General features: G+C 72.7%; 19 protein-coding genes. 2 read left to right on the top strand and 17 right to left on the bottom strand.

Annotated elements, in window-relative coordinates; translation table 11 throughout:
* Positions 1 to 160: 160 nt before the first annotated feature.
* The 15 genes from AC067J_RS16935 to pgsA form a co-directional block, all read right to left on the bottom strand.
* On the bottom strand, positions 161 to 712 hold the full coding sequence (locus AC067J_RS16935) for an adenine phosphoribosyltransferase (RefSeq protein WP_478299853.1): 552 nt from the start codon (positions 710 to 712) through the stop codon (positions 161 to 163).
* Between the two features lie 25 nt (positions 713 to 737).
* Positions 738 to 1,844: a protein translocase subunit SecF gene (gene secF / locus AC067J_RS16930; protein WP_478299851.1), complete on the bottom strand. Its 1,107-nt coding sequence runs from the start codon at positions 1,842 to 1,844 to the stop codon at positions 738 to 740.
* A gap of 4 nt (positions 1,845 to 1,848) precedes the next feature.
* Positions 1,849 to 3,711, bottom strand: a complete 1,863-nt coding sequence (gene secD, locus AC067J_RS16925; protein WP_478299849.1) for a protein translocase subunit SecD — start codon at positions 3,709 to 3,711, stop codon at positions 1,849 to 1,851.
* Between the two features lie 144 nt (positions 3,712 to 3,855).
* The gene (yajC, locus tag AC067J_RS16920; RefSeq protein ID WP_478299847.1) at positions 3,856 to 4,263 is read right to left on the bottom strand and encodes a preprotein translocase subunit YajC; all 408 of its coding nucleotides are present in this window, start codon (positions 4,261 to 4,263) and stop codon (positions 3,856 to 3,858) included.
* A gap of 247 nt (positions 4,264 to 4,510) precedes the next feature.
* On the bottom strand, positions 4,511 to 5,587 hold the full coding sequence (gene ruvB / locus AC067J_RS16915; protein WP_478299845.1) for a Holliday junction branch migration DNA helicase RuvB: 1,077 nt from the start codon (positions 5,585 to 5,587) through the stop codon (positions 4,511 to 4,513).
* Positions 5,588 to 5,755: 168 nt separating this feature from the next.
* Complete coding sequence (ruvA, locus tag AC067J_RS16910; protein ID WP_478299843.1) at positions 5,756 to 6,367, bottom strand: Holliday junction branch migration protein RuvA; 612 nt, start codon at positions 6,365 to 6,367, stop codon at positions 5,756 to 5,758.
* Positions 6,364 to 6,951 (bottom strand): crossover junction endodeoxyribonuclease RuvC, encoded by a 588-nt coding sequence (gene ruvC / locus AC067J_RS16905; RefSeq protein WP_478299841.1) that lies wholly within the window; start codon positions 6,949 to 6,951, stop codon positions 6,364 to 6,366. The genes ruvA and ruvC overlap by 4 nt, the downstream gene beginning before the upstream one ends.
* Positions 6,952 to 7,104: 153 nt before the next feature.
* Positions 7,105 to 7,863, bottom strand: a complete 759-nt coding sequence (locus AC067J_RS16900; protein ID WP_478299840.1) for a YebC/PmpR family DNA-binding transcriptional regulator — start codon at positions 7,861 to 7,863, stop codon at positions 7,105 to 7,107.
* A 92-nt stretch (positions 7,864 to 7,955) separates the two neighbouring features.
* Positions 7,956 to 8,573, bottom strand: coding sequence for a pyridoxal 5'-phosphate synthase glutaminase subunit PdxT (gene pdxT, locus AC067J_RS16895; RefSeq protein ID WP_478299839.1), 618 nt, complete (start codon positions 8,571 to 8,573; stop codon positions 7,956 to 7,958).
* Between the two features lie 90 nt (positions 8,574 to 8,663).
* Positions 8,664 to 9,575, bottom strand: a complete 912-nt coding sequence (pdxS, locus tag AC067J_RS16890) for a pyridoxal 5'-phosphate synthase lyase subunit PdxS (protein WP_327675744.1) — start codon at positions 9,573 to 9,575, stop codon at positions 8,664 to 8,666.
* Between the two features lie 234 nt (positions 9,576 to 9,809).
* The gene (locus AC067J_RS16885) at positions 9,810 to 10,310 is read right to left on the bottom strand and encodes a hypothetical protein (RefSeq protein ID WP_478300097.1); all 501 of its coding nucleotides are present in this window, start codon (positions 10,308 to 10,310) and stop codon (positions 9,810 to 9,812) included.
* Positions 10,311 to 10,384: 74 nt separating this feature from the next.
* Positions 10,385 to 10,753: a 5-carboxymethyl-2-hydroxymuconate Delta-isomerase gene (locus AC067J_RS16880; RefSeq protein ID WP_478299837.1), complete on the bottom strand. Its 369-nt coding sequence runs from the start codon at positions 10,751 to 10,753 to the stop codon at positions 10,385 to 10,387.
* Positions 10,754 to 10,932: 179 nt separating this feature from the next.
* The gene (locus tag AC067J_RS16875) at positions 10,933 to 12,117 is read right to left on the bottom strand and encodes a glycosyltransferase family 4 protein (RefSeq protein ID WP_478300096.1); all 1,185 of its coding nucleotides are present in this window, start codon (positions 12,115 to 12,117) and stop codon (positions 10,933 to 10,935) included.
* A gap of 30 nt (positions 12,118 to 12,147) precedes the next feature.
* On the bottom strand, positions 12,148 to 13,119 hold the full coding sequence (locus tag AC067J_RS16870) for a phosphatidylinositol mannoside acyltransferase (protein ID WP_478299835.1): 972 nt from the start codon (positions 13,117 to 13,119) through the stop codon (positions 12,148 to 12,150).
* 15 nt (positions 13,120 to 13,134) lie between these two features.
* Positions 13,135 to 13,782 (bottom strand): phosphatidylinositol phosphate synthase, encoded by a 648-nt coding sequence (pgsA, locus tag AC067J_RS16865; RefSeq protein WP_478299833.1) that lies wholly within the window; start codon positions 13,780 to 13,782, stop codon positions 13,135 to 13,137.
* 283 nt (positions 13,783 to 14,065) lie between these two features.
* Here pgsA and AC067J_RS16860 point away from each other — a divergent pair, with 283 nt between their 5' ends.
* A complete protein-coding gene (locus tag AC067J_RS16860; RefSeq protein ID WP_478299831.1) occupies positions 14,066 to 16,120 on the top strand; it encodes an elongation factor G-like protein EF-G2 in 2,055 nt (684 codons plus the stop codon).
* Positions 16,121 to 16,171: 51 nt separating this feature from the next.
* On the opposite strand, the gene AC067J_RS16855 is transcribed toward AC067J_RS16860, so the two are convergent.
* Positions 16,172 to 16,627 (bottom strand): thiol-disulfide oxidoreductase DCC family protein, encoded by a 456-nt coding sequence (locus tag AC067J_RS16855; protein WP_478299829.1) that lies wholly within the window; start codon positions 16,625 to 16,627, stop codon positions 16,172 to 16,174.
* Between the two features lie 205 nt (positions 16,628 to 16,832).
* Here AC067J_RS16855 and AC067J_RS16850 point away from each other — a divergent pair, with 205 nt between their 5' ends.
* Positions 16,833 to 18,476: a hypothetical protein gene (locus tag AC067J_RS16850; protein ID WP_478299827.1), complete on the top strand. Its 1,644-nt coding sequence runs from the start codon at positions 16,833 to 16,835 to the stop codon at positions 18,474 to 18,476.
* A gap of 65 nt (positions 18,477 to 18,541) precedes the next feature.
* Here the strand turns inward: AC067J_RS16850 and AC067J_RS16845 are convergent, their stop codons facing one another.
* The gene (locus AC067J_RS16845; protein WP_327675758.1) at positions 18,542 to 19,102 is read right to left on the bottom strand and encodes an HIT family protein; all 561 of its coding nucleotides are present in this window, start codon (positions 19,100 to 19,102) and stop codon (positions 18,542 to 18,544) included.
* Between the last annotated feature and the right edge of the window lie 46 nt (positions 19,103 to 19,148).

Below are 19,148 nucleotides of genomic sequence, written 5' to 3'. Positions count from 1 at the left end.
GGCCCCGTCGGACGCACCGGACCCGCCGGCCCCGCCGGCCCCGCCGGACGCACCGGACCCGCCCGACCCGCCGGAACGCCGACGAGCGGCGGCCGGAGGAATCCGACCGCCGCTCGTCGCCGCGATGACTCTGGGGGTCCGGGACGCCCCGGGCCACCCCTCAGACCGTGACCAGCGTCTCCAGCGGAGCCGCCCCCAGGTGCGGGGCCAGCCGCTCGCGCCCGTCCAGGAAGCCCAGCTCCATCAGGACCACGACGCCCGCGAGCTCGGCGCCGGCCTCCTTCACCAGGTCCAGCGAGGCGCCGATCGTCCCTCCGGTCGCCAGCACGTCGTCCACCACCAGCACCCGCTCGCCGGGCGCGAAGGCGTCGCACTGGACCTCCAGCGTCGCCGAGCCGTACTCCAGCTCGTACGAACGGCGGAACACCTCGCCGGGCAGCTTGCCCTGCTTGCGGATCGGCACGAAGCCGAGCCCGGCCGCGAACGCCGCCGGGGCCGCCAGCACGAAGCCGCGCGCCTCCAGGCCGACCACCTTCGTCGCCCCGAGCTCCTTGGCCCGGTCCGCCAGCGCCCGGGTGAGCGCCGCGAAGGCCTCGGCGTCGGCGAGCAGCGGCGCGATGTCCTTGAACAGCACGCCCGGCTTCGGGTAGTCCGGGACGTCCCTGATCCGGCTGTTCAGCAGCTGGGCCAGGGTGGTGTCGGCGGTGGTCACGAAGGGTCCTTAGGGTCGACGGGGATCAGCGCTTGGTGGACGGACGGCCCTTGGCACGCGTGGTGCCGGCCGCCCTGCCGCGCTGACCGACCATACCCGCCGGCTGCTCCTCGTCGGAGATCCCCTCGCCGTTCTCGGCGCCGGCGGCCTTGGCCGCCTCCGCCTTGGCCTCCGCGGCACGCCGCTGGGCGACCCGCTTGGCGAGGGCCTTCATCTCCGGCTGCTCCTCCTTCAGCTGCGCGAGCAGCGGGGTGGCGACGCAGATCGAGGAGTAGGCACCGGCGGCGAGACCGATGAACAGCGCGAGCGAGATGTCGTTCAGCGTGCCGGCCCCGAGGAGGCCGCCGCCGATGAACAGCAGCGCCGCCACCGGGAGCAGGGCGACCACGGTGGTGTTGAGCGAGCGGACCAGGGTCTGGTTGAGGCCCGCGTTGGCCGCCTCGCTGTAGGTGATCTTGTTCTGCTTCGTGAGGTCCTTGGTGTTCTCCTTCACGGTGTCGAAGACGACGACCGTGTCGTAGAGGGAGTACCCGAGGATGGTCAGGAAGCCGATCACGGTGCCCGGGGTGACCTCGAAGCCGACCAGGGCGTAGACGCCGATGGTGATCAGGAGGTCGTGGATGAGGGCGACCAGTGCGGCCACCGCCATCCGCCACTCGAAGGCGATCGCCAGGTAGATCGTCACCAGGATCATGAAGATGACCAGACCGGTGAGTGCCTTGTTGGAGATCTGTTCACCCCAGCTGGGGCCGATCACCTGGGCCTCGATCTCCTTGACCGGGATGTTCAGTTCCTTGGCCAGGTTCTCGGTGATGACCGAGGAGGTGATCTTCTCCTCGGAGGAGACCTGGATGCGGATCTTGCCGTTGTCGGTCGACTGCACCAGCGGGTGCGACTCGACGATCTTGTCGACCGTCTCCTGCGCCTGCGAGACCGAGAGCCCGGGCTTGGTCACGGTGTAGACCGAGCCGCCCTTGAACTCGATGCCGAGGTGGAGGCCCATCGCCAGGCCGATCGCGGCGACCAGGACGATCACCCCGGAGATGCTGTACCAGAGCTTGCGGCGCCCGACGAAGTCGAAGCTGACCTCGCCCTGGTAGAGCTTGTGGCCCAGATTGGAGAAGCGTGACACGGTGTCAGGCCTCCTTCACGGCGGCGGAGGACGAGGGGGTACGGCGACGGCTGCTGCGCAGCGGCGGGCGCGCGCCCAGCCGCTTCGGGTCCAGGCCGGACCACGGGTGGCCGTCGGAGAAGAACTTCCGGCGGGCCAGCAGCGTGATCAGCGGCTTGGTGAAGAGGAAGATCACCACGACGTCGAGCGCGGTGGTCAGACCCAGCGTGAAGGCGAAGCCCTGCACCTTGCCGACCGAGACCACGTAGAGCACGGCGGCACAGAGGAAGGAGACGAAGTCCGACACCAGGATGGTGCGCCGGGCGCGCGGCCAGGCCCGCTGGACCGCCGGGCGCAGCGGGGCGCCCTCGCGGACCTCGTCGCGGATCCGCTCGAAGTACACGATGAAGGAGTCGGCGGTGATACCGATCGCGACGATCGCACCGCAGACCGCGGGCAGGTTCAGCGCGAAGCCGATCCCGGCGCCGAGCAGGCTCATGATCGAGTAGGTCAGGGCCGCCGAGACGAGCAGACCGGCGATCGAGACCAGGCCCAGGCCGCGGTAGTAGACCAGCGAGTACAGGACCACCAGGACCATGCCGATCAGACCGGCGACCAGGCCGGCCTTCAGCTGGTCGCCGCCGAGCTGCGGGGAGACGGTGGTGACGTCGCTGGTGGTGAACTCCAGCGGCAGCGCGCCGAAGCTCAGCTGGTTGGCGAGGTTCTGCGCCTCGGTCTGGGTGAAGCTGCCCGAGATCACGGCCGAGCCGCCGGGGATGGCGCCGCGCACGAACGGGTGGGAGACGACCTGGCCGTCCAGCACGATGGCGAACTGGTTGGTCGGGTCGGGCTGAGCGGCCAGCTGGCCGGTGACGGCCGTGAACGCGTCGGTGCCCTTGCCGTTGAACTGCAGCTGGACCTGCCACCCGCCACCCTGCTGGGTGTCGATGGTGGCCTGCGCCTTGGAGACGTCCTTGCCGAAGACCGCGACCGGGCCGAGGGCGAGCTTGTACCAGAGGCCCTTCTCGTCCTTCTGGGTGCAGGCGACGGTCGGCGCGCCCTCGGAGGTCTGGTGGTTCTGGCGCTGCTCGGGCTTGGTGCAGTCGAGCGCGGCGAACTGGGCGGCCAGCTCCGGCGGCACGGTGCCCGAGGTCATCGCCGCGGAGAGGTCCGGCGTGACCGGGGCCGGGGCGGTGGCGGCGGCGCTCGGGGTGCCGGTGGCGGCCGCGGACGGGGTGCCGGTGGCGGCCGCGGACGGGGTGCCGGTGGCCGCGGCGCCGGTGGCGGCGGCGGACGGCGTGACGTCGGCCGCGAGGGCCTCACCGGCCGGCCGGCCCTGCTTGGTGGCGCTGGCGCTGGGCGCGGCGGCCGTGCTGCCGGCCGAGGCCGACGAGGTGGCGCTCGGGGTGCCGGTGGCGGCCGGGGTGCCGGTGGCGCTCGGGGCGGCGCTGCCGCTCGCCGAGGGGGAAGCGGTCGGCTCCGGGGCCTGGAGGCCGCTCGGCGCGAGGGCGAGGACCGGGCGGAAGTAGAGGTTCGCGGTGGATCCGACCTGGTCGGCCGCGGTCTGCTTGTCACCGCCCTTGGGGATGTTGACGATGATGTTCTGGTCGCCCTGGGTCTGCACCTCCGCCTCGGAGACACCCATCCCGTTGACCCGCTGCTCGATGATCCCGGTGGCGATGTCCATGTTGGACTTGTTGATCGCCTTGGGGTCGGTCGACTTCGCGCTCAGCGTGATGCTGGTGCCGCCTGCGAGGTCGATCCCGAGGCGGGGCTTGGTGTGACCCGTCCCGAACATGAGGGCGACCAGTCCGACGGTGACGACCAGGATGAGGGCCAGCGCCCGCCCTGGGTAGCCGTCGCGCGGGCGCGACTTGGGTGTTGCCACCTTGCTCGTTTCTCCCTGTCCATGCCACTTCCCCCCACCGGACCCCGCCCTGCGCGTGGCTGGACGGGGTGTGGCGGAACTGCGGCCCTGAGTCCTGTGGGCTCGCGGCGGTGCGCCGCGCGGCCGGGCGGATGCCCGACCGTACTACTTGCTCGCGGGAGCCCCGCCCTCGGCCTCGGTCTTCTCCGCGCCGTCCTTGCTGAGCGACAGGGGCGTCTCGTCCGCCGGCTCGATCTCGGCGTCCTCGTCGGAGGCCTCGGACAGCTCGTCGTCGGCCGGGCGGCCGTTGATGATCGCGTCGTACTCCGCGGGATCCAGGACCGCCGCGATCGCGCTCTTGGTGAAGTGGCTGACCACGCCGGGCGCGATCTCCAGCTCGACGGTCTCGTCGTTGACCGCCTTCACCTGGGCGTACAGGCCGCCGATGGTGCGCACCCCCGCCCCTGGCTCCAGCGCGGTCTGCATCTGCTGCATCTGCTGCTGGCGCTTCTTCTGCGACCGGAACATGAGCACGATCGCGATGATCGGGAGGAGAAGGATGATGAGGTTCACTGCAGCCAGGGTCCTTTACGGGCCGCCGGCCGGCGGCCTGTGTGGTATTGGTCGTCCCGTCGGGTGAGAGGGGCGGTCCGGCGGAGTCTAGGCGACCCCGAACTGATCGGACAACGCCAAGCATCGCATCCTGCCGCCGAAAGTGGCGAGCCTCGGCCTGCACAGTTTCCCGGGACTTCCCCCACGGCTTCTCCCACCGCCCCCGGAGCGGGCGTGCACGGTATGCACACGCTCCGTTCTCACCCGTTCAGCCCTGTTCGGGGCGGAAAAGCTCCGGTTGGGCCGGTACGGCCCCCCTGGCGGCCTGGACCGGCGGGGTGAGACCGAGGTGCTGCCAGGCGGCGGCGGTGGCGATCCGGCCGCGCGGGGTCCGGGCGAGCAGACCCTCGCGGACCAGGAACGGCTCGGCGACCTCCTCGACCGTCTCGGCCTCCTCCCCCACCGCGACGGCCAGGGTCGACAGCCCGACCGGGCCGCCGCCGAACAGCCGCAGCAGCGCGTCCAGCACCGCGCGGTCCAGCCGGTCCAGGCCGCGGGCGTCGACCTCGTAGACGTCCAGCGCCTGGCCGGCGATCTCCGGGGTGACCACGCCGTCGTGCCGGACCTGCGCGTAGTCGCGGACCCGGCGCAGCAGCCGGTTGGCGATGCGCGGCGTGCCCCGGGAGCGGCCGGCGATCTCGGCGGCACCGGCCGGGTCGATCTCGACGTCCAGCAGGGCGGCCGAGCGGTGCACCACCCGCTGGAGCTCGGCCGGGGCGTAGAACTCCATGTGCCCGGTGAAGCCGAACCGGTCGCGCAGCGGCGGCGGCAGCAGCCCGGCCCGGGTGGTGGCGCCGACCAGGGTGAACGGCGGCAGCTCCAGCGGGATGGCGGTCGCGCCCGGGCCCTTGCCGACGATCACGTCGACCCGGAAGTCCTCCATCGCCATGTAGAGCATCTCCTCGGCCGGCCGGGACATCCGGTGGATCTCGTCGAGGAAGAGCACCTCGCCCTCGGTGAGCGAGGAGAGGATCGCCGCGAGGTCGCCGGCGTGCTGGATCGCCGGGCCGGAGGTGATCCGGATCGGGGCCCCCAGCTCGGCCGCGATGATCATCGACAGGGTGGTCTTGCCGAGCCCGGGCGGACCGCTGAGCAGCACGTGGTCGGGGGCGGTGCCGCGCTGGCGGGCGGCCTGGAGCACCAGGGACAGCTGCTCGCGCACCCGCTCCTGGCCGATGAACTCGTCCAGCTGCCGGGGGCGCAGCGCCGCCTCGACGGCCTGGTCCTCGCCGTCGGCGGCGGCCGTCACCAGCCGGTCGGCCGGGTCGGAGTCGTACGGGCTCATGCCCTCTCCTCGCTCCGCTCGCCGGCGGCTTCGCCGGCGCCCCTCTGGATGGTTCGCGCGCTCACTTGGTGCGGGCTCCAATGTCGACAAGGTGACAGGTGGTCAGATCGGCGGGGTCGGCCCGGGTTCCGCGGCCCGCCGCCGGTACGGGCCGGCGGCGGTCCGCGGTCAGCGGGCCCGGTTGAGGGAGCGCAGGGCGGACCGCAGCAGGGTGCCGACGTCCGGGACGGCCTGCGCCTCGGCCTCCGGGGTGACGACGGTGACCGCCTCGTCCGCCTCGCGCGGCGCGTAGCCGAGGCCGACCAGCGCCGCGTGCAGCTGCTCGCCCCACGGCGCCGGCCCGGTGGCGACCGGCTTCTGGGCCGGGACGCTGCCGTGCGGGGCACCCAGCTTGTCCTTGTACTCCAGCAGCAGCTTCGCGGCCTTGGCCTTGCCGATGCCGGGGACGGCGATCAGCGCCTTCTCGTTGCCGGCGGCGACGGCGGTGCGCAGCTCGTCCGGGCTGTGCACGCCGAGCATCGCCTGCGCGAGCCGGGGGCCGACGCCGGGCGCGGCCTGGAGGATCTCGAAGACCGCGCGCTCGTCGTCGTCGGCGAAGCCGTAGAGGGTGAGCGAGTCCTCCCGCACGACCAGCGAGGTGGCGAGCCGGGCGGGCTCGCCGGGCCGCAGGGCGGCGGCGGTGGCCGCGGTGACCTGGACGGCCATGCCCACCCCGCCGACCTCGACGACGACGGTGGAGCCGCTGATCACGGCCACCGGTCCCTGGACGAACGCGATCATCGGGCGGCTCCTCGGGTGGGACGGGCGGAGTACGGGCGGGCGGCGGGGGCCTTGGCGGGCACCGCCTGCGCGGGGGCCGCCTTGGCCAGCGCGGCGGCGATCCGGTCGGTGGCGCCGCCGCGCCAGATGTGGCAGATGGCCAGCGCCAGCGCGTCGGCGGCGTCGGCCGGCTTGGGCGGGGCGTCCAGCCGCAGCAGCCGCTGCACCATGGCGGTGACCTGGGCCTTGTCGGCCCGGCCGGAGCCCGTCACGGCGGCCTTGACCTCGCTCGGCGTGTGCAGGGTGACCGGTATGCCGCGCCGGGTGGCGCACAGCATGGCGACCGCGCTGGCCTGCGCGGTGCCCATCACGGTGCGCACGTTGTGCTGGGCGAAGACCCGCTCGACGGCGACCAGGTCCGGCCGGTGCTCGTCGAGCCAGCCCTCGATGCCCTGCTCGACCAGGAGCAGCCGGTGCCCGATCTCGGCGTCGGCGGGCGTGCGCACCACCCCGACCCCGACCATCCGCAGCGGCCGGCCGGGCGCGCCGTCGACCACGCCGACCCCGCACCTGGTCAGCCCCGGGTCCACACCCAGTACCCGCACTCCTGCCCCGCCTCTCGGTAGACCACCGCCCGCCTCCGGGCACCGCGACCCGTTGGCCCGGCGACCTGCGAAGGCTACCGCCCGGGTCGGACAACGGCTCGAACGACACCGGCCCGGTGGTCGTGGGACCACCGGGCCGGGACGTCGGTTCGATCACTCGGCGTCGAGCTGCGCACCGACCTCGTCGCTGATGTCGAAGTTGGCGAAGACGTTCTGCACGTCGTCGCTGTCCTCCAGGGCGTCGATCAGCTTCAGGATCTTGCGGGCGCCGTCGACGTCCAGCTCGACCTGCATGCTCGGGAGGAAGTTGGCCTCGGCCGAGTCGTAGTCGATGCCGGCGTCCACCAGCGCGGTGCGGACGGCGACCATCTTGGAGGCCTCGGAGACGATCTCGAAGGACTCGCCGAGGTCGTTGATCTCCTCGGGCTCCTGGTCGAGGACGACCTCGAACAGCTTGTCCTCGTCGACGCCGTCGGCCTTGGGGACGATCACGACGCCCTTGCGGTTGAACAGGTACGAGACCGAGCCCGGGTCGGCCATCGAGCCGCCGTTGCGGGTCATGGCGACGCGCACGTCGGAGGCGGCGCGGTTGCGGTTGTCGGTGAGGCACTCGATGAGCACCGCGACGCCGTTCGGGCCGTAGCCCTCGTACATGATCGTCGAGTAGTCGGCCCCGCCGGCCTCGGCGCCCGAACCGCGCTTGACGGCGCGGTTGATGTTGTCGATCGGGACCGAGCTCTTCTTCGCCTTCTGGATGGCGTCGTAGAGCGTCGGGTTGCCGGCCGGGTCGCCGCCGCCGGTGCGCGCCGCCACCTCGATGTTCTTGATCATCTTGGCGAAGAGCTTGCCGCGCTTGGCGTCGATCACGGCCTTCTTGTGCTTGGTGGTAGCCCACTTAGAGTGGCCGGACATCGCCAGCTCCTTTACGTCGCCAAAGGGAAATGAACAGATGAGATCTTACCGGTGCCGCCACCGGTCGCCCGCACACGGTCGCTCGCAGACGGTCACGCGGCGGCGAGGTGCTCCTCGACCATCCGCACGAAGTAGGCGTGCACCCGGTGGTCGCCGGTGAGCTCGGGGTGGAACGAGGTGGCCAGCAGGTTGCCCTGGCGCACCGCGACGATCCGGCTCTCCGGCCCGTCGGCGGCGGGCAGCTCGGCCAGCACCCGCACGCCCGCGCCGACCGACTCCACCCAGGGGGCGCGGATGAACACGCCGTGCACCGGCGCGTCGTCCAGGCCCTCGAAGCCGACGCCCGACTCGAAGGACTCGTTCTGCCGGCCGAAGGCGTTGCGGCGCACGGTCATGTCTATGCCGCCCACGGTCTCCTGGTCCTCGCGCCCGTCCAGGATCTTGTCGGCCAGCATGATCATCCCGGCGCAGGTGCCGTAGACCGGCATGCCGGCGGCGACGCGCTCGCGCAGCGGGTCCATCACGCCGAACAGCAGCGCCAGCTTGGACATGGTGGTGGACTCCCCGCCGGGGATCACCAGCGCGTCGACCTCGGCCAGCTCCTCGGCACGGCGGACCGGGCGGGCCAGCGCGTCGGCCTCGGCCAGCGCGACCAGGTGCTCGCGGACGTCGCCCTGCAGGGCGAGGACGCCGATCACTGGAGTGGACACTCTTGCTACCTCTTCAGACTCTCGTTCGGACGACGCGCAGCGGCCCGCCGCACCGATGATCACACCGTGCGGCGGGCCGTCCGGCGGGGACTACCAGCCGCGGTTGGCGTAGCGCTCGCTCTCCGGCAGGGTGTCGCAGTTGATGCCGACCATGGCCTCGCCCAGGTTGCGGGAGGCGTCGGCGATGATCTTCGGGTCGTCGAAGAAGGTGGTCGCCTTGACGATCGCGGCGGCACGCTTCGCCGGGTCGCCCGACTTGAAGATGCCGGAGCCGACGAAGACGCCCTCGGCGCCCAGCTGGCGCATCAGCGCGGCGTCGGCCGGGGTGGCCACACCACCGGCGGAGAACAGCACGACCGGCAGCTTGCCGAGCTCGGCGACCTCCTTGACCAGCTCGTACGGGGCGCGCAGCTCCTTGGCGGCGGCATACAGCTCGTTGTTGTCGAAGCCGCGCAGCTTGGCGATCTCGTTCTTGATCTGGCGCAGGTGGCGAACGGCCTCGACGACGTTGCCGGTGCCGGCCTCGCCCTTGGAGCGGATCATGGCCGCGCCCTCGGCGATGCGGCGCAGCGCCTCGCCCAGGTTGGTCGCACCACACACGAAGGGGGTGGTGAACGCGAACTTGTCCGAGTGGTTGACCTCGTCGGCCGGGGTGAGCACCTCGGACTCGTCGATGTAGTCGACACCGAGCGACTGCAGGACCTGGGCCTCGACGAAGTGGCCGATCCGGGACTTGGCCATGACCGGGATGGAGACCGCGGCGATGATCTCCTCGATCATGTTCGGGTCCGACATGCGCGCGACGCCGCCGTCCTTGCGGATGTCCGCCGGGACCCGCTCGAGCGCCATGACGGCGACAGCGCCGGCGTCCTCGGCGATCTTGGCCTGCTCGGCGTTGACCACGTCCATGATCACACCGCCCTTGAGCTGCTCGGCCATGCCGCGCTTCACCCGGGCGGTACCGATCTGCGGCTGGTCTGCGGTGGTGGGGGTGGTGGACACGTGAGACCTCACTCGAAGATGAACCAGTGCTATCGCCCTATGGTAGGCGGAAGAAACGGCGCCTCCATGCGCCACCAAGTCCAGCCCGACCGACGGGTTACGACAAACAGGACGGATCCGGACCCCCGCCCCGAGGGATGAAACCAGCGGACACCGGGACGTGTCCGACACGCTCCGGGACGGCGTGTCCGAGCGGGCGCACCCCCTGGGACACGCGGTCCGTGAAGGCACACCCTACGAGGGCGCGCCCTCCGGGGTCAGCGCCGGCGGCGGCGCGTCGTCCATCTCGAAGGCCATCGGGAACGGCGCCTTGCCCGCCAGCCGGAAGTAGCGCACCAGCCGGTGCTCACGCACCGCCCGGGCCGCCCGCACCGCGTCGTTGTGGAACCGCCGCGCCATCGGCACCCGCCGCACCGCCGCCGTCAGGTCCTTCACGGCCTCCTCGCCGCCCGGCTCGGCCACCAGCACCTCGACCTGCTCCGGCTCGGCGAACACCGCCCGCAGCGCGAGGCTCAGCTGGCTCTCCGCCACCTCGCGCTGCTCGTCCTCCGCCTGCCGCGCCGCGTGCGCCGCGTCCAGCAGCAGCAGCGACGCCGCCGGATCCAGCAGCGAGGAGGTGGCCAGCTCCATCGCCACCGACGCCCGGCGGACCAGCTGCGCGTCCAGCGCCGCACGAGCGGCGTCGATCCGGGCGTGCAACCGGTCCAGCCGGCCGGCCGTCCAACTCAGGTACATGCCGAACAGCACCACGGCCACGCCGGCCCAGATCCAGGTAGTCACGGGGCGCTACGCTACCGGGTGCCCCCGGTTCACCCCTCGATCGCCGTGTTCCGGTAGGCCTCGCGGTCGATGTCCCGGACGTCCACCGCCAGGTGCAGCCGCTCCCCCGGCGCCGGCGCCAGGTGCTCGGCCAGCAGCGCCAGCACCCCCTCGGTCAGCGCCGCCTTCGCCTCCCCGCTGCGCCCCGGGAAGATCTCGAACTGCACGAACACCTGGGCCTCGGGGCGCTCGCTCTCCCCGACCACGACCTCGGGCTCGCTCCGGCGGAAGATCGTCTTGCACGCCTCGGACTGCGCGGCGATCGTCTTCACCGCCAGCCGGTTGATCGCCAGGCCCAGCGCCCGGCGGTCGAAGGAGCCGTCCAGGCTCGGTGAGTAGTCGACGGAGATCTGCGGCATCGGATGCCTCCAGTTGCGCGGAAACGGGTCTGGCAGACCCTAACCACGGCAGCCCCGCGGTCCATCCCGGCTCCGAGCCCGCAATTTCGCTCCCGGACCGCAATCGGACGCGTCCCCGCCCCCGGCCCCGGTCCCGGTCCCGTCCCCGGACCCGGTCCCGTCCCCGGCCCGCTCCCGGTTCAGTCCCGGGCCAGCCCGAACCGGCCCCGCCGGCCGCCGCGCTCGTCCTCCTCGACCACCGCCGCCGCACCCGACGCCACCGTCTCGTACACCGCCAGGATGTCCGCGCCCACCGTCGACCAGTCGAACCGCCGCACGTGCCGGGACGCCGCGCCGCTCAGCTCCCGCAGCCGCCGCGGATCCGCCAGCAGCCGCAGCGCCGACCGGGCCAGCGCGTCCGCGTCCTCCACCGGGAACAGCTCGCCCGCGTCCCCGCCGTCCAGCACCTGCTTGAACGCGTCCAGATCGCTGGCCAGCACCGGCGCGCCCGCCGACATCGCCTCGACCAGGATGATCCCGAAACTCTCGCCGCCGGTGTTCGGCGCCACGTACAGGTCGACGCTGCGCAGCAGCCGGGCCTTGTCCCGGTCGCTCACCATGCCGAGGAACTCCACCTGGGCCCGGACCTCCGGCGCCAGCCCGGCGACCGCCTCCTCCTCGTCGCCCTTGCCCGCCACCAGCAGCCGCACCCCCGGCCGCTCGGCCAGGATCCGCGGCAGCGCCGCCAGCAGCGTCGGCAGGCCCTTGCGCGGCTCGTTGATCCGGCCGACGAAGCCGATCGTGCCCGGCTCGCCGTCCGCCGCCCCGCCCGTCCAGCGCTCGTCCGGCTCGGCCTCCGCGAAGAACCCCACGTCCACGCCGTTCGGGATCACCACGGCGTCCCCGCCCAGGTGCTCCACCAGCGTCCGCCGCGCGTACTCGCTCACCGCGATCCGGGCCCGCATCTTCTCCAGCCCCGGCTGCAGGATCGGCGAGGCCGCGATCATCGCCCGCGACCGCGGATTGGAGGTGTGGAACGTGCCCACCATCGGCCCGGACGCCGACCAGGCGGCCAGCATCGACAGGCTCGGCGCGGCCGGCTCGTGCACGTGCAGGATGTCGAACCGCTCCTCGTGCAGCCACCGCCGCACCCGGGCCGCCGACAGCAGGCCGAAGCTCAGCCGGGCCACCGAGCCGTTGTACGGCACCGCCATCGCCCGACCCGCCGAGACCACGTACGGCGGCAGCGCCTCGTCGTCCTCGGCCGGCGCCAGCACCGACACCGCATGACCCAGGCCGATCAGATGCTCGGCGAGGTCCCGGATGTGGAACTGCACCCCACCGGGAACGTCCCAGTCGTACGGGCAGACGATGCCGATCTTCACAGGTCTCCTCATGCTCCTTCGGGTGGGCCGTCAGGCCCCGGAGGCCTCGGCGGCCGGCTCCTCGGCAGGGCGGCCCGCCACACGCTCCGCCGCCTCCACCGTCTCACGGACCGGGAGGTCGGCCAGCCAGAACCGTTGCAGCATGTGCCAGTCCTCCGGGTGCTCCCGGATCGCGTCCTCCCAGACCGCCGCCATCGCCTGCGTCATGACCCGGGTCTTCTCCTTGCGGTCCCCCTCGGCCGGCACCGGGACCTCCGGATGGATCTGCGCCCGCAGCATCCGGCCCTCGTACCAGAGCGACACCGGCATCAGCGCCGCACCGGTCCGCTGGCAGAGCGCCGCCGGACCGGCCGGCATCCTGGTCGCCTCACCGAAGAACGACACCTCGACCCCGGCCTCCGACAGGTCGCGGTCCCCCACCAGGCAGACCAGCTTCCCCTCCCGCAGCCGCCGCGCCAGCGTGCCGACCACGTTCACCGAGCCGCCGGTCAGCGCCAGCACCTCCATGCCCAGGCCCTCGCGGAACGCCACGAACCGGTCGAACAGCCGCTCCGGCTTCAACCGCTCCGCGACCGTCGTGAACGGGTACCCCTCCAGCGCCACCCAGGCGCCCGCCAGGTCCCAGTTGCCCATGTGCGGCAGCGTGATCACCGCGCCGCGCCCCGACTCCAGCGCCTCCCGCAGCTGCTCGAAGCCGTCCACCCGGACGTCCCGGGCCACCCGCTCCCGCCCCCACACCGGCAGCCGGAACGACTCCAGCCAGTACCGCATGTACGAGCGCATCCCGGCCCGCGACAACTCCCGCAGCCGCGCCTCGTCCGCGCCCGGACGCACCCGCAGCAGGTTCGCCTCCAGCTGCAGCACCCGCGGGCCGCGCCGCCGCCACGCGTAGTCCGCCAACCGGTCGAACAGCCCGCGCGCGACCGGCTCGGGCAGGTGCTTGAGCACCCCCCAGCCCACCGCGTACGCCGCGTACACCAGCCGGTCCTTCAGGTCCTTCACCGCAGGCCCGCCCCTTCAGCTCCCGGCCGCCACGCGGTCCGCCTCGAACGCCTCGCGGCGCACGGTCACCATCCGCTGGACCACCGTCACCAGGCTGCCCGCCGCGACCAGCCACAGCGCCACCGGCAGCAGCCACTCCACGTACGGAACCCCGAACGTGGCCAGACCCGCGACACCGGCCGCCACCAGGCTGATGACCAGCCGCTCGGCCCGCTCCACCAGCCCCGACACGTCGCACGGCAGCCCCTGGCTCTCCGCCCGCGCCTTCGTGTACGACACCACCAGCCCGCTCGCCAGGCAGAACACCGCCACCGCGCACAGCAGGTTGTTGTCGCCCTTGCCCGCGTACCACAGGGCCAGGCCGCCGAAGATCGCCGCGTCCGCGACCCGGTCCAGCGTGGAGTCCAGGAACGCCCCCCACTTGGTGGACCGCCCCAGCTGCCGGGCCATGTTCCCGTCGACCAGGTCCGAGAAGATGAACAGCGTGATCGTGACGGTGCCCCAGAAGAACTCCCCGCGCGGGAAGAACACCAGCGCACCCGTCACCGAACCGGCCGTACCGACCAGCGTCACCGTGTCCGGACTCACACCCAGCCGGATCAGGAACGCGGCGAACGGGGTCAGGACACGTGTGAAGAAGGCACGCGCGTATTTGTTGAGCATGGCCTTCCGGACCGCTCCGATCTGGCTGGTACCCGCCTGCGGCCAGAGAACGCGGCAGACGACCGAATGGATCAGCCCACCCGGCGCACCCATGGTAGCCACGCCGGGGAACCGACCCCGCCCACGCACCGCCCGACCCCGCCCCGCGCGCCCCGGTACCGGCCTCACCCGCCCCCGGCGCCGGCCGCACCCGCACCCGCACCCGCGCCCGCCGACCCGGCGCGCGCGGACCACCGCACCTAGACTTTCACCGACAGCCTCGGCGCGACGGGAGGAGACCCCGATGCCCGACCGCAGCACCGCCCGAGCCGGCCAGGCACCCGCCGTCACCGGACCAAGCGACCTTCGCAACGTCGTCCTCATCGGCTGCGCCGGCGTGGGCAAGACCACCCTCGCCGAATCCCTCGCCCACGCCGCCGGCGCCGTCGGCCGCCCCGGCCGCGTCACCGACGGCACCACCGTCGCCGACCACGAACCCATCGAGCACCAGCAGCAGCGCTCCGTCCAGCTGTCGGTCCTCCCCCTCGCCTGGAACGGCGTCAAGATCAACCTGATCGACCCGCCCGGCCACCCCGACTTCGCCGCCGAACTGCGCGCCGCCCTGCACGCCGCCGACGCCGCCGTCTTCGTCGTCTCCGCCACCGACCCGGTCACCGCCCCCACCCGCGCCCTCTGGCGCGAGTGCGCCGCCGAAGGCATCCCCCGCGCCATCGCCGTCGCCAAGCTCGACATCGCCCGCAGCAGCTTCGACGACATCCTCACCGCCTGCCACGACGCCTTCGGCCTCGGACCCGACACCCTCCGGCCGCTCTACGTCCCCGTCCACCACGACGGCCACCCCGACGGCAGCGTCGACCTGCTCACCGGCCACACCTACGGGCAGACCGACCCCCTCCCCGACACCGCGACCGCCCGCGAGAGCCTCGTCGAGGCCATCTCCGGCCAGGACGACACCCTCATGGAGCGCTACCTCTCCGGCGACCCCCTCGACACCGACTCCCTCGAAGCCGGACTCCGCCGCGAAGTCCTCACCTGCGCCCTCCACCCCGCCGTCCCCACCAGCGAGAACGGCCTCGGCGCCACCGAACTCCTCGACCTCATCGCCACCTCCTTCCCCGACCCCACCGAGCGCACCCGCCCCGCCCCCGAGTGCGACCCCGAGGCCCCGCTCGCCGCCCAGGTCGTCCGCGTCACCGGCGACGCCTACGTCGGCCGGATCAGCCTCCTGCGCCTCTACGCCGGCACCCTGCGCCCCGACACCCGGATCCACCTCGCCGGCCCCGACCACCCCGCCGACCAGGACACCGAGGAACGCGTCACCGGCCTCACCAGCCCCTTCGGAAAACTCCAGCGCCCCGTCCCGCACGCCGTCGCCGGAGACCTCGTCTGCGCCGCCAAACTCACCACCGCCCGGGCCGGCGACACCGCCCACGACCCCGGCCACCCCGTCAAACTCGACGGCTGGACCCTCCCCGAACCGCTGCTCCCGATCGCCGTCGAGGCCCACAGCAAGGCCGACGACGACAAGCTCTCCCAGGCGCTCACCCGGCTCGCCGCCGAGGACCAGGCCCTCCGCCTGGAACAGAACCCCGACACCCACCAGCTCGTCCTCTGGTGCACCGGCGAGGCCCACGCCGAGGTCGTCCTCGACCGCCTCCGCACCCGCCACGGCGTCCACGTCGACACCGTGGAGCACCGGGTCGCCCTGCGCGAGACCTTCGGCACCGCCGCCGCCGGCCACGGCCGCCTGGTCAAACAGTCCGGCGGCCACGGCCAGTACGCCATCTGCGAGCTGGAGGTCGAGCCGCTGCCCGCCGGATCCGGCTTCGAGTTCCAGGAACACGTCGTCGGCGGCGCCGTCCCCCGGCACTTCATCCCCTCCGTGGAGAAGGGCATCCGCGCCCAGCTCGACAAGGGCGTCGCCACCGGCCACCCGCTCGTCGACATCCGGGTCACCCTCACCGACGGCAAGGCGCACTCCGTCGACTCCTCGGACTCGGCGTTCCAGACCGCCGCCGCCCTCGCCCTGCGCGACGCCGCCGAGCACGCCGTCATCCGGCTGCTCGAACCCGTCGCCGCGGTCGGCATCCTGCTCCCCGACGACTACCTCGGCGCCGTCCTCGGCGACCTCTCCGCCCGCCGCGGCCGTGTGCTCGGCACCGAGACCGCCGGCCCAGGCCTCACCCTGCTCCGCGCCGAGGTCCCCGAACTCGAACTCGCCCGCTACCCCGTCGACCTGCGCTCGCTCACCCACGGCACCGCCGAGTTCAGCCGCGCCCACCTGCGGCACGAACCGATGCCCGCCGCACTCGCCGCCCGCTTCACCGAGAAGGACTGAACCCCGGGGAGCACCGGCCCGGCCCGGCCGCGGGCCCGGTGCTCCCGAGCGTCACGCGTCGGCCGGACCCGCCCCGGCCGCCGGCCGCTGCGGCAGCGCACAGGCCGGCGTCCCGCCCGGCATCCGGTGCCGGTTCTTCGCCACCCACCGGTACACCAGGGCCGCCACCGGCCGCACCGGCGCCAGCGCCAGCAGCCCGCCCGCGTACGCCCACGCACCGCCCGACCGCAGCAGCAGCCGCGCCACCGCCTGGGCCCCGCCGTACACCCGGCCGGCCGGCGTCACCCAGAGCAGTTCGCGCTCCGCGCGCTCCCAGGACACGTCCCCGCGCCCCCCGGCCAGCGCGTCCAGCCCCTCCAGATCCGCGAACTGGAACGGCACCGCGTCCCAGCCACCCGACGCCAGCGTCTGCCGCAGGTACCGCTCGGCCCAGTTCTTGCACGTCGTGCAGAAGGCGCAGTCCCCGTCGAAGACCAGCACCGGGTCCCTCATCACCGCGTTGTCCATACCGCCATCGTGCACCATCCGGCACCGCCCGATCCGGCCAGGGCGACCCGGCGTCCGTCCGGGCGCATCGCACTGACGAAACGTGGGCATCATGCCCCACAGGTCCACCGTGGCCCGTTCGTGACGGCACTTCAGACGATCATCCACACGACGGCGCCGGGGCACGGTAACCTGCCGCAGGACAAGGGGAGGAGGGGACGCCACCGTGACCACACTCGACATGACCCCGGGTGCGCAGATACCCCGGACCGATGCCGGCCCGCAGACCGCCGGCACGCAGGCGCTCTCCTCGGCCGCGTACCGCGACGGCAAGCTCACCGACGACGCCGGCAAGCTCGACGGGGCCACCGCGAAGAAGGGCCGCTTCGCCCTCTTCGCCCCCAACTTCGGCGAGGCCTTCAGCAAGGCGCTCATCTCCCGCGCGCTCGGCGGCGACCGCAAACCCCTGGTCCCCGCCTTCGGTGTCGACACCCGCCAGGTCGTCGAGCACTGCCTCGCCGCCGAGGAGATCCGCCGGAACCGCGACCGGCAGCTGTCCACCATCTCCGTCGTCACCGGCGTGCTCTGCCTCCCCGGCACCCTGGTCTGGCTCGGCGCCTTCCAGCTCCGCGCCTGGCTCAGGCGCGACAACCCCAAGAACGCCGCCGTCTACGGCGCCGTCGTGCTCGTCCTCGCCGTCGCCCTCGCCGCCCTGTTCGCCGTCAAGCCCCCCGTCGGCGGGATCCTCGGCCTCTACCTGCGCATCGTCATGCTGGCGCCCGTCATCGGCTGGTACCTCGCGAAGCGCATCGTCGTACGCACCGCCGTCGACCTGCGCGCCCGCTGGCTGCAGCTGGTCGAGGGCAACGCCGTCGCCGCGACCGTCCCGATGGCCGTCCCCCGCGACGACCTCGACAAGAAGGCCGCCGACCTGCGCGCCAAGCTCGGCCGACTGGAGTCCGAGCAGGAGACCAACGTCCAGCACTACGCCGGCCCCAAGGGCATCCTCGGCGCCGGCCGCCGCTGGGGCGAGTGGAAGCTCATCGACACCCTGCGCCCCGCCGAGGGCCAGATCGACTTCCGCCAGTTCCACCCCTGGGACCTCGTCCGCAAGATCGCCGGCCACCTCAAGGCCCTCGGCATCAGCGAGGTCGCCAACAGCGGCATGCCCGGCGTCCGCGTCAAGCAGTGGGTCGTCTTCGAGGTCGGCGAGAGCGCCGACGAGATCAGCCGCCCCGGCAACGCCGACATGGACGGCGACCACATGCGCGACTTCGCCGTCCAGGCCATCGCCGACAAGCAGACCTTCGGCGGCGGCCCCCGCCACTACCTCGCCACCCAGTTCATCACCCACGACGGCAAGCTCGTCCTGACCTTCACCGTCACCGTGGTGCTGCTCGCCAACACCCTCAACATCACCGTCGCCGGCTACGCCCTCGGCCCGATCAACGGCTACTTCTTCGACAAGCCCAAGGACAAGGAGAAGTCGGTCGCCAAGACCGTGCGGTTCTGGGAGGAGCGCACGGTCAAGCTCCCGCTGATCGACAACGACGAGGTCGTCCGGCAGGCCGTCCGCGCCCCCTTCTACCGGATGCCGGGCCTGCTCTCCTGGCTCGGCGGCGGCCTCGGCCTGCCCGAGCCCTTCGGCCTGCGGCACATCTGGGCCGGCCCGCCGTGGGGCACCCGCACCATGGCGGACAACGCCCTCAACTCCTCGCACCCGGTGCTCGGCGCCGTCCACACCGCCACGCTGGAGTTCCTCGCCGAGCACGACCTGGACACCGAGCGCGCCTTCAAGGGCCGCGCCGCCGGGCTCAAGGCCGAGGCCCAGGGCAGCCGCCCGTTCAAGGTCGACAGCTACGACGCCTGACACCCGCGCCGCGCACGACGAGGGCCCCGCCGACCACGGTCGGCGGGGCCCTCGTCCGTTCCGGCTCAGTCCTGCGGCCAGGCCTCGGCCAGCATCTTGCGGGTGTCCGCCAGCAGCTGCGGCAGCACCTTGGTGTGGCCGACCACCGGCATGAAGTTGGTGTCCCCGCCCCAGCGCGGCACCACGTGCTGGTGCAGGTGCGCCGCGATCCCGGCACCGGCCGCCGTGCCCTGGTTCATCCCGATGTTGAAGCCGTGCGCGCCCGAGGCCGCGCGCAGCGCCGTCATCGCCTTCTTGGTGAACACCGCCAGCTCGGCCGTCTCCGCCCCGTCCAGCTCGGTGTAGTCCGCCGCGTGCCGGTACGGGACCACCATCAGGTGGCCGCCGTTGTACGGGTAGAGGTTGAGCACCGCGTACACGGAGCCGCCGCGCGCGACGACCAGCCCGTCCTCGTCACTCAGCGACGGAATCGAGCAGAACGGGCAACCGTCGTCCGGAGCCGGGCCGGTGGGCTTGTTCTCGCCCTGGATGTAGGCCATCCGATGGGGGGTCCACAGGCGGCGGAAGCCGTCCGGCTCGCCGACGCCCCGCTGCAGTTCCGGCTCAGTCGTCATGCTGATCAGCATATTCGCCCGCACGTGCTTGCAAAGCAGCGCGGGGCAGACTCCCCAG

Source organism: Kitasatospora sp. NPDC042419 (assembly GCF_056437345.1).
This window is presented reverse-complemented; position numbering and strand designations above follow the sequence as displayed.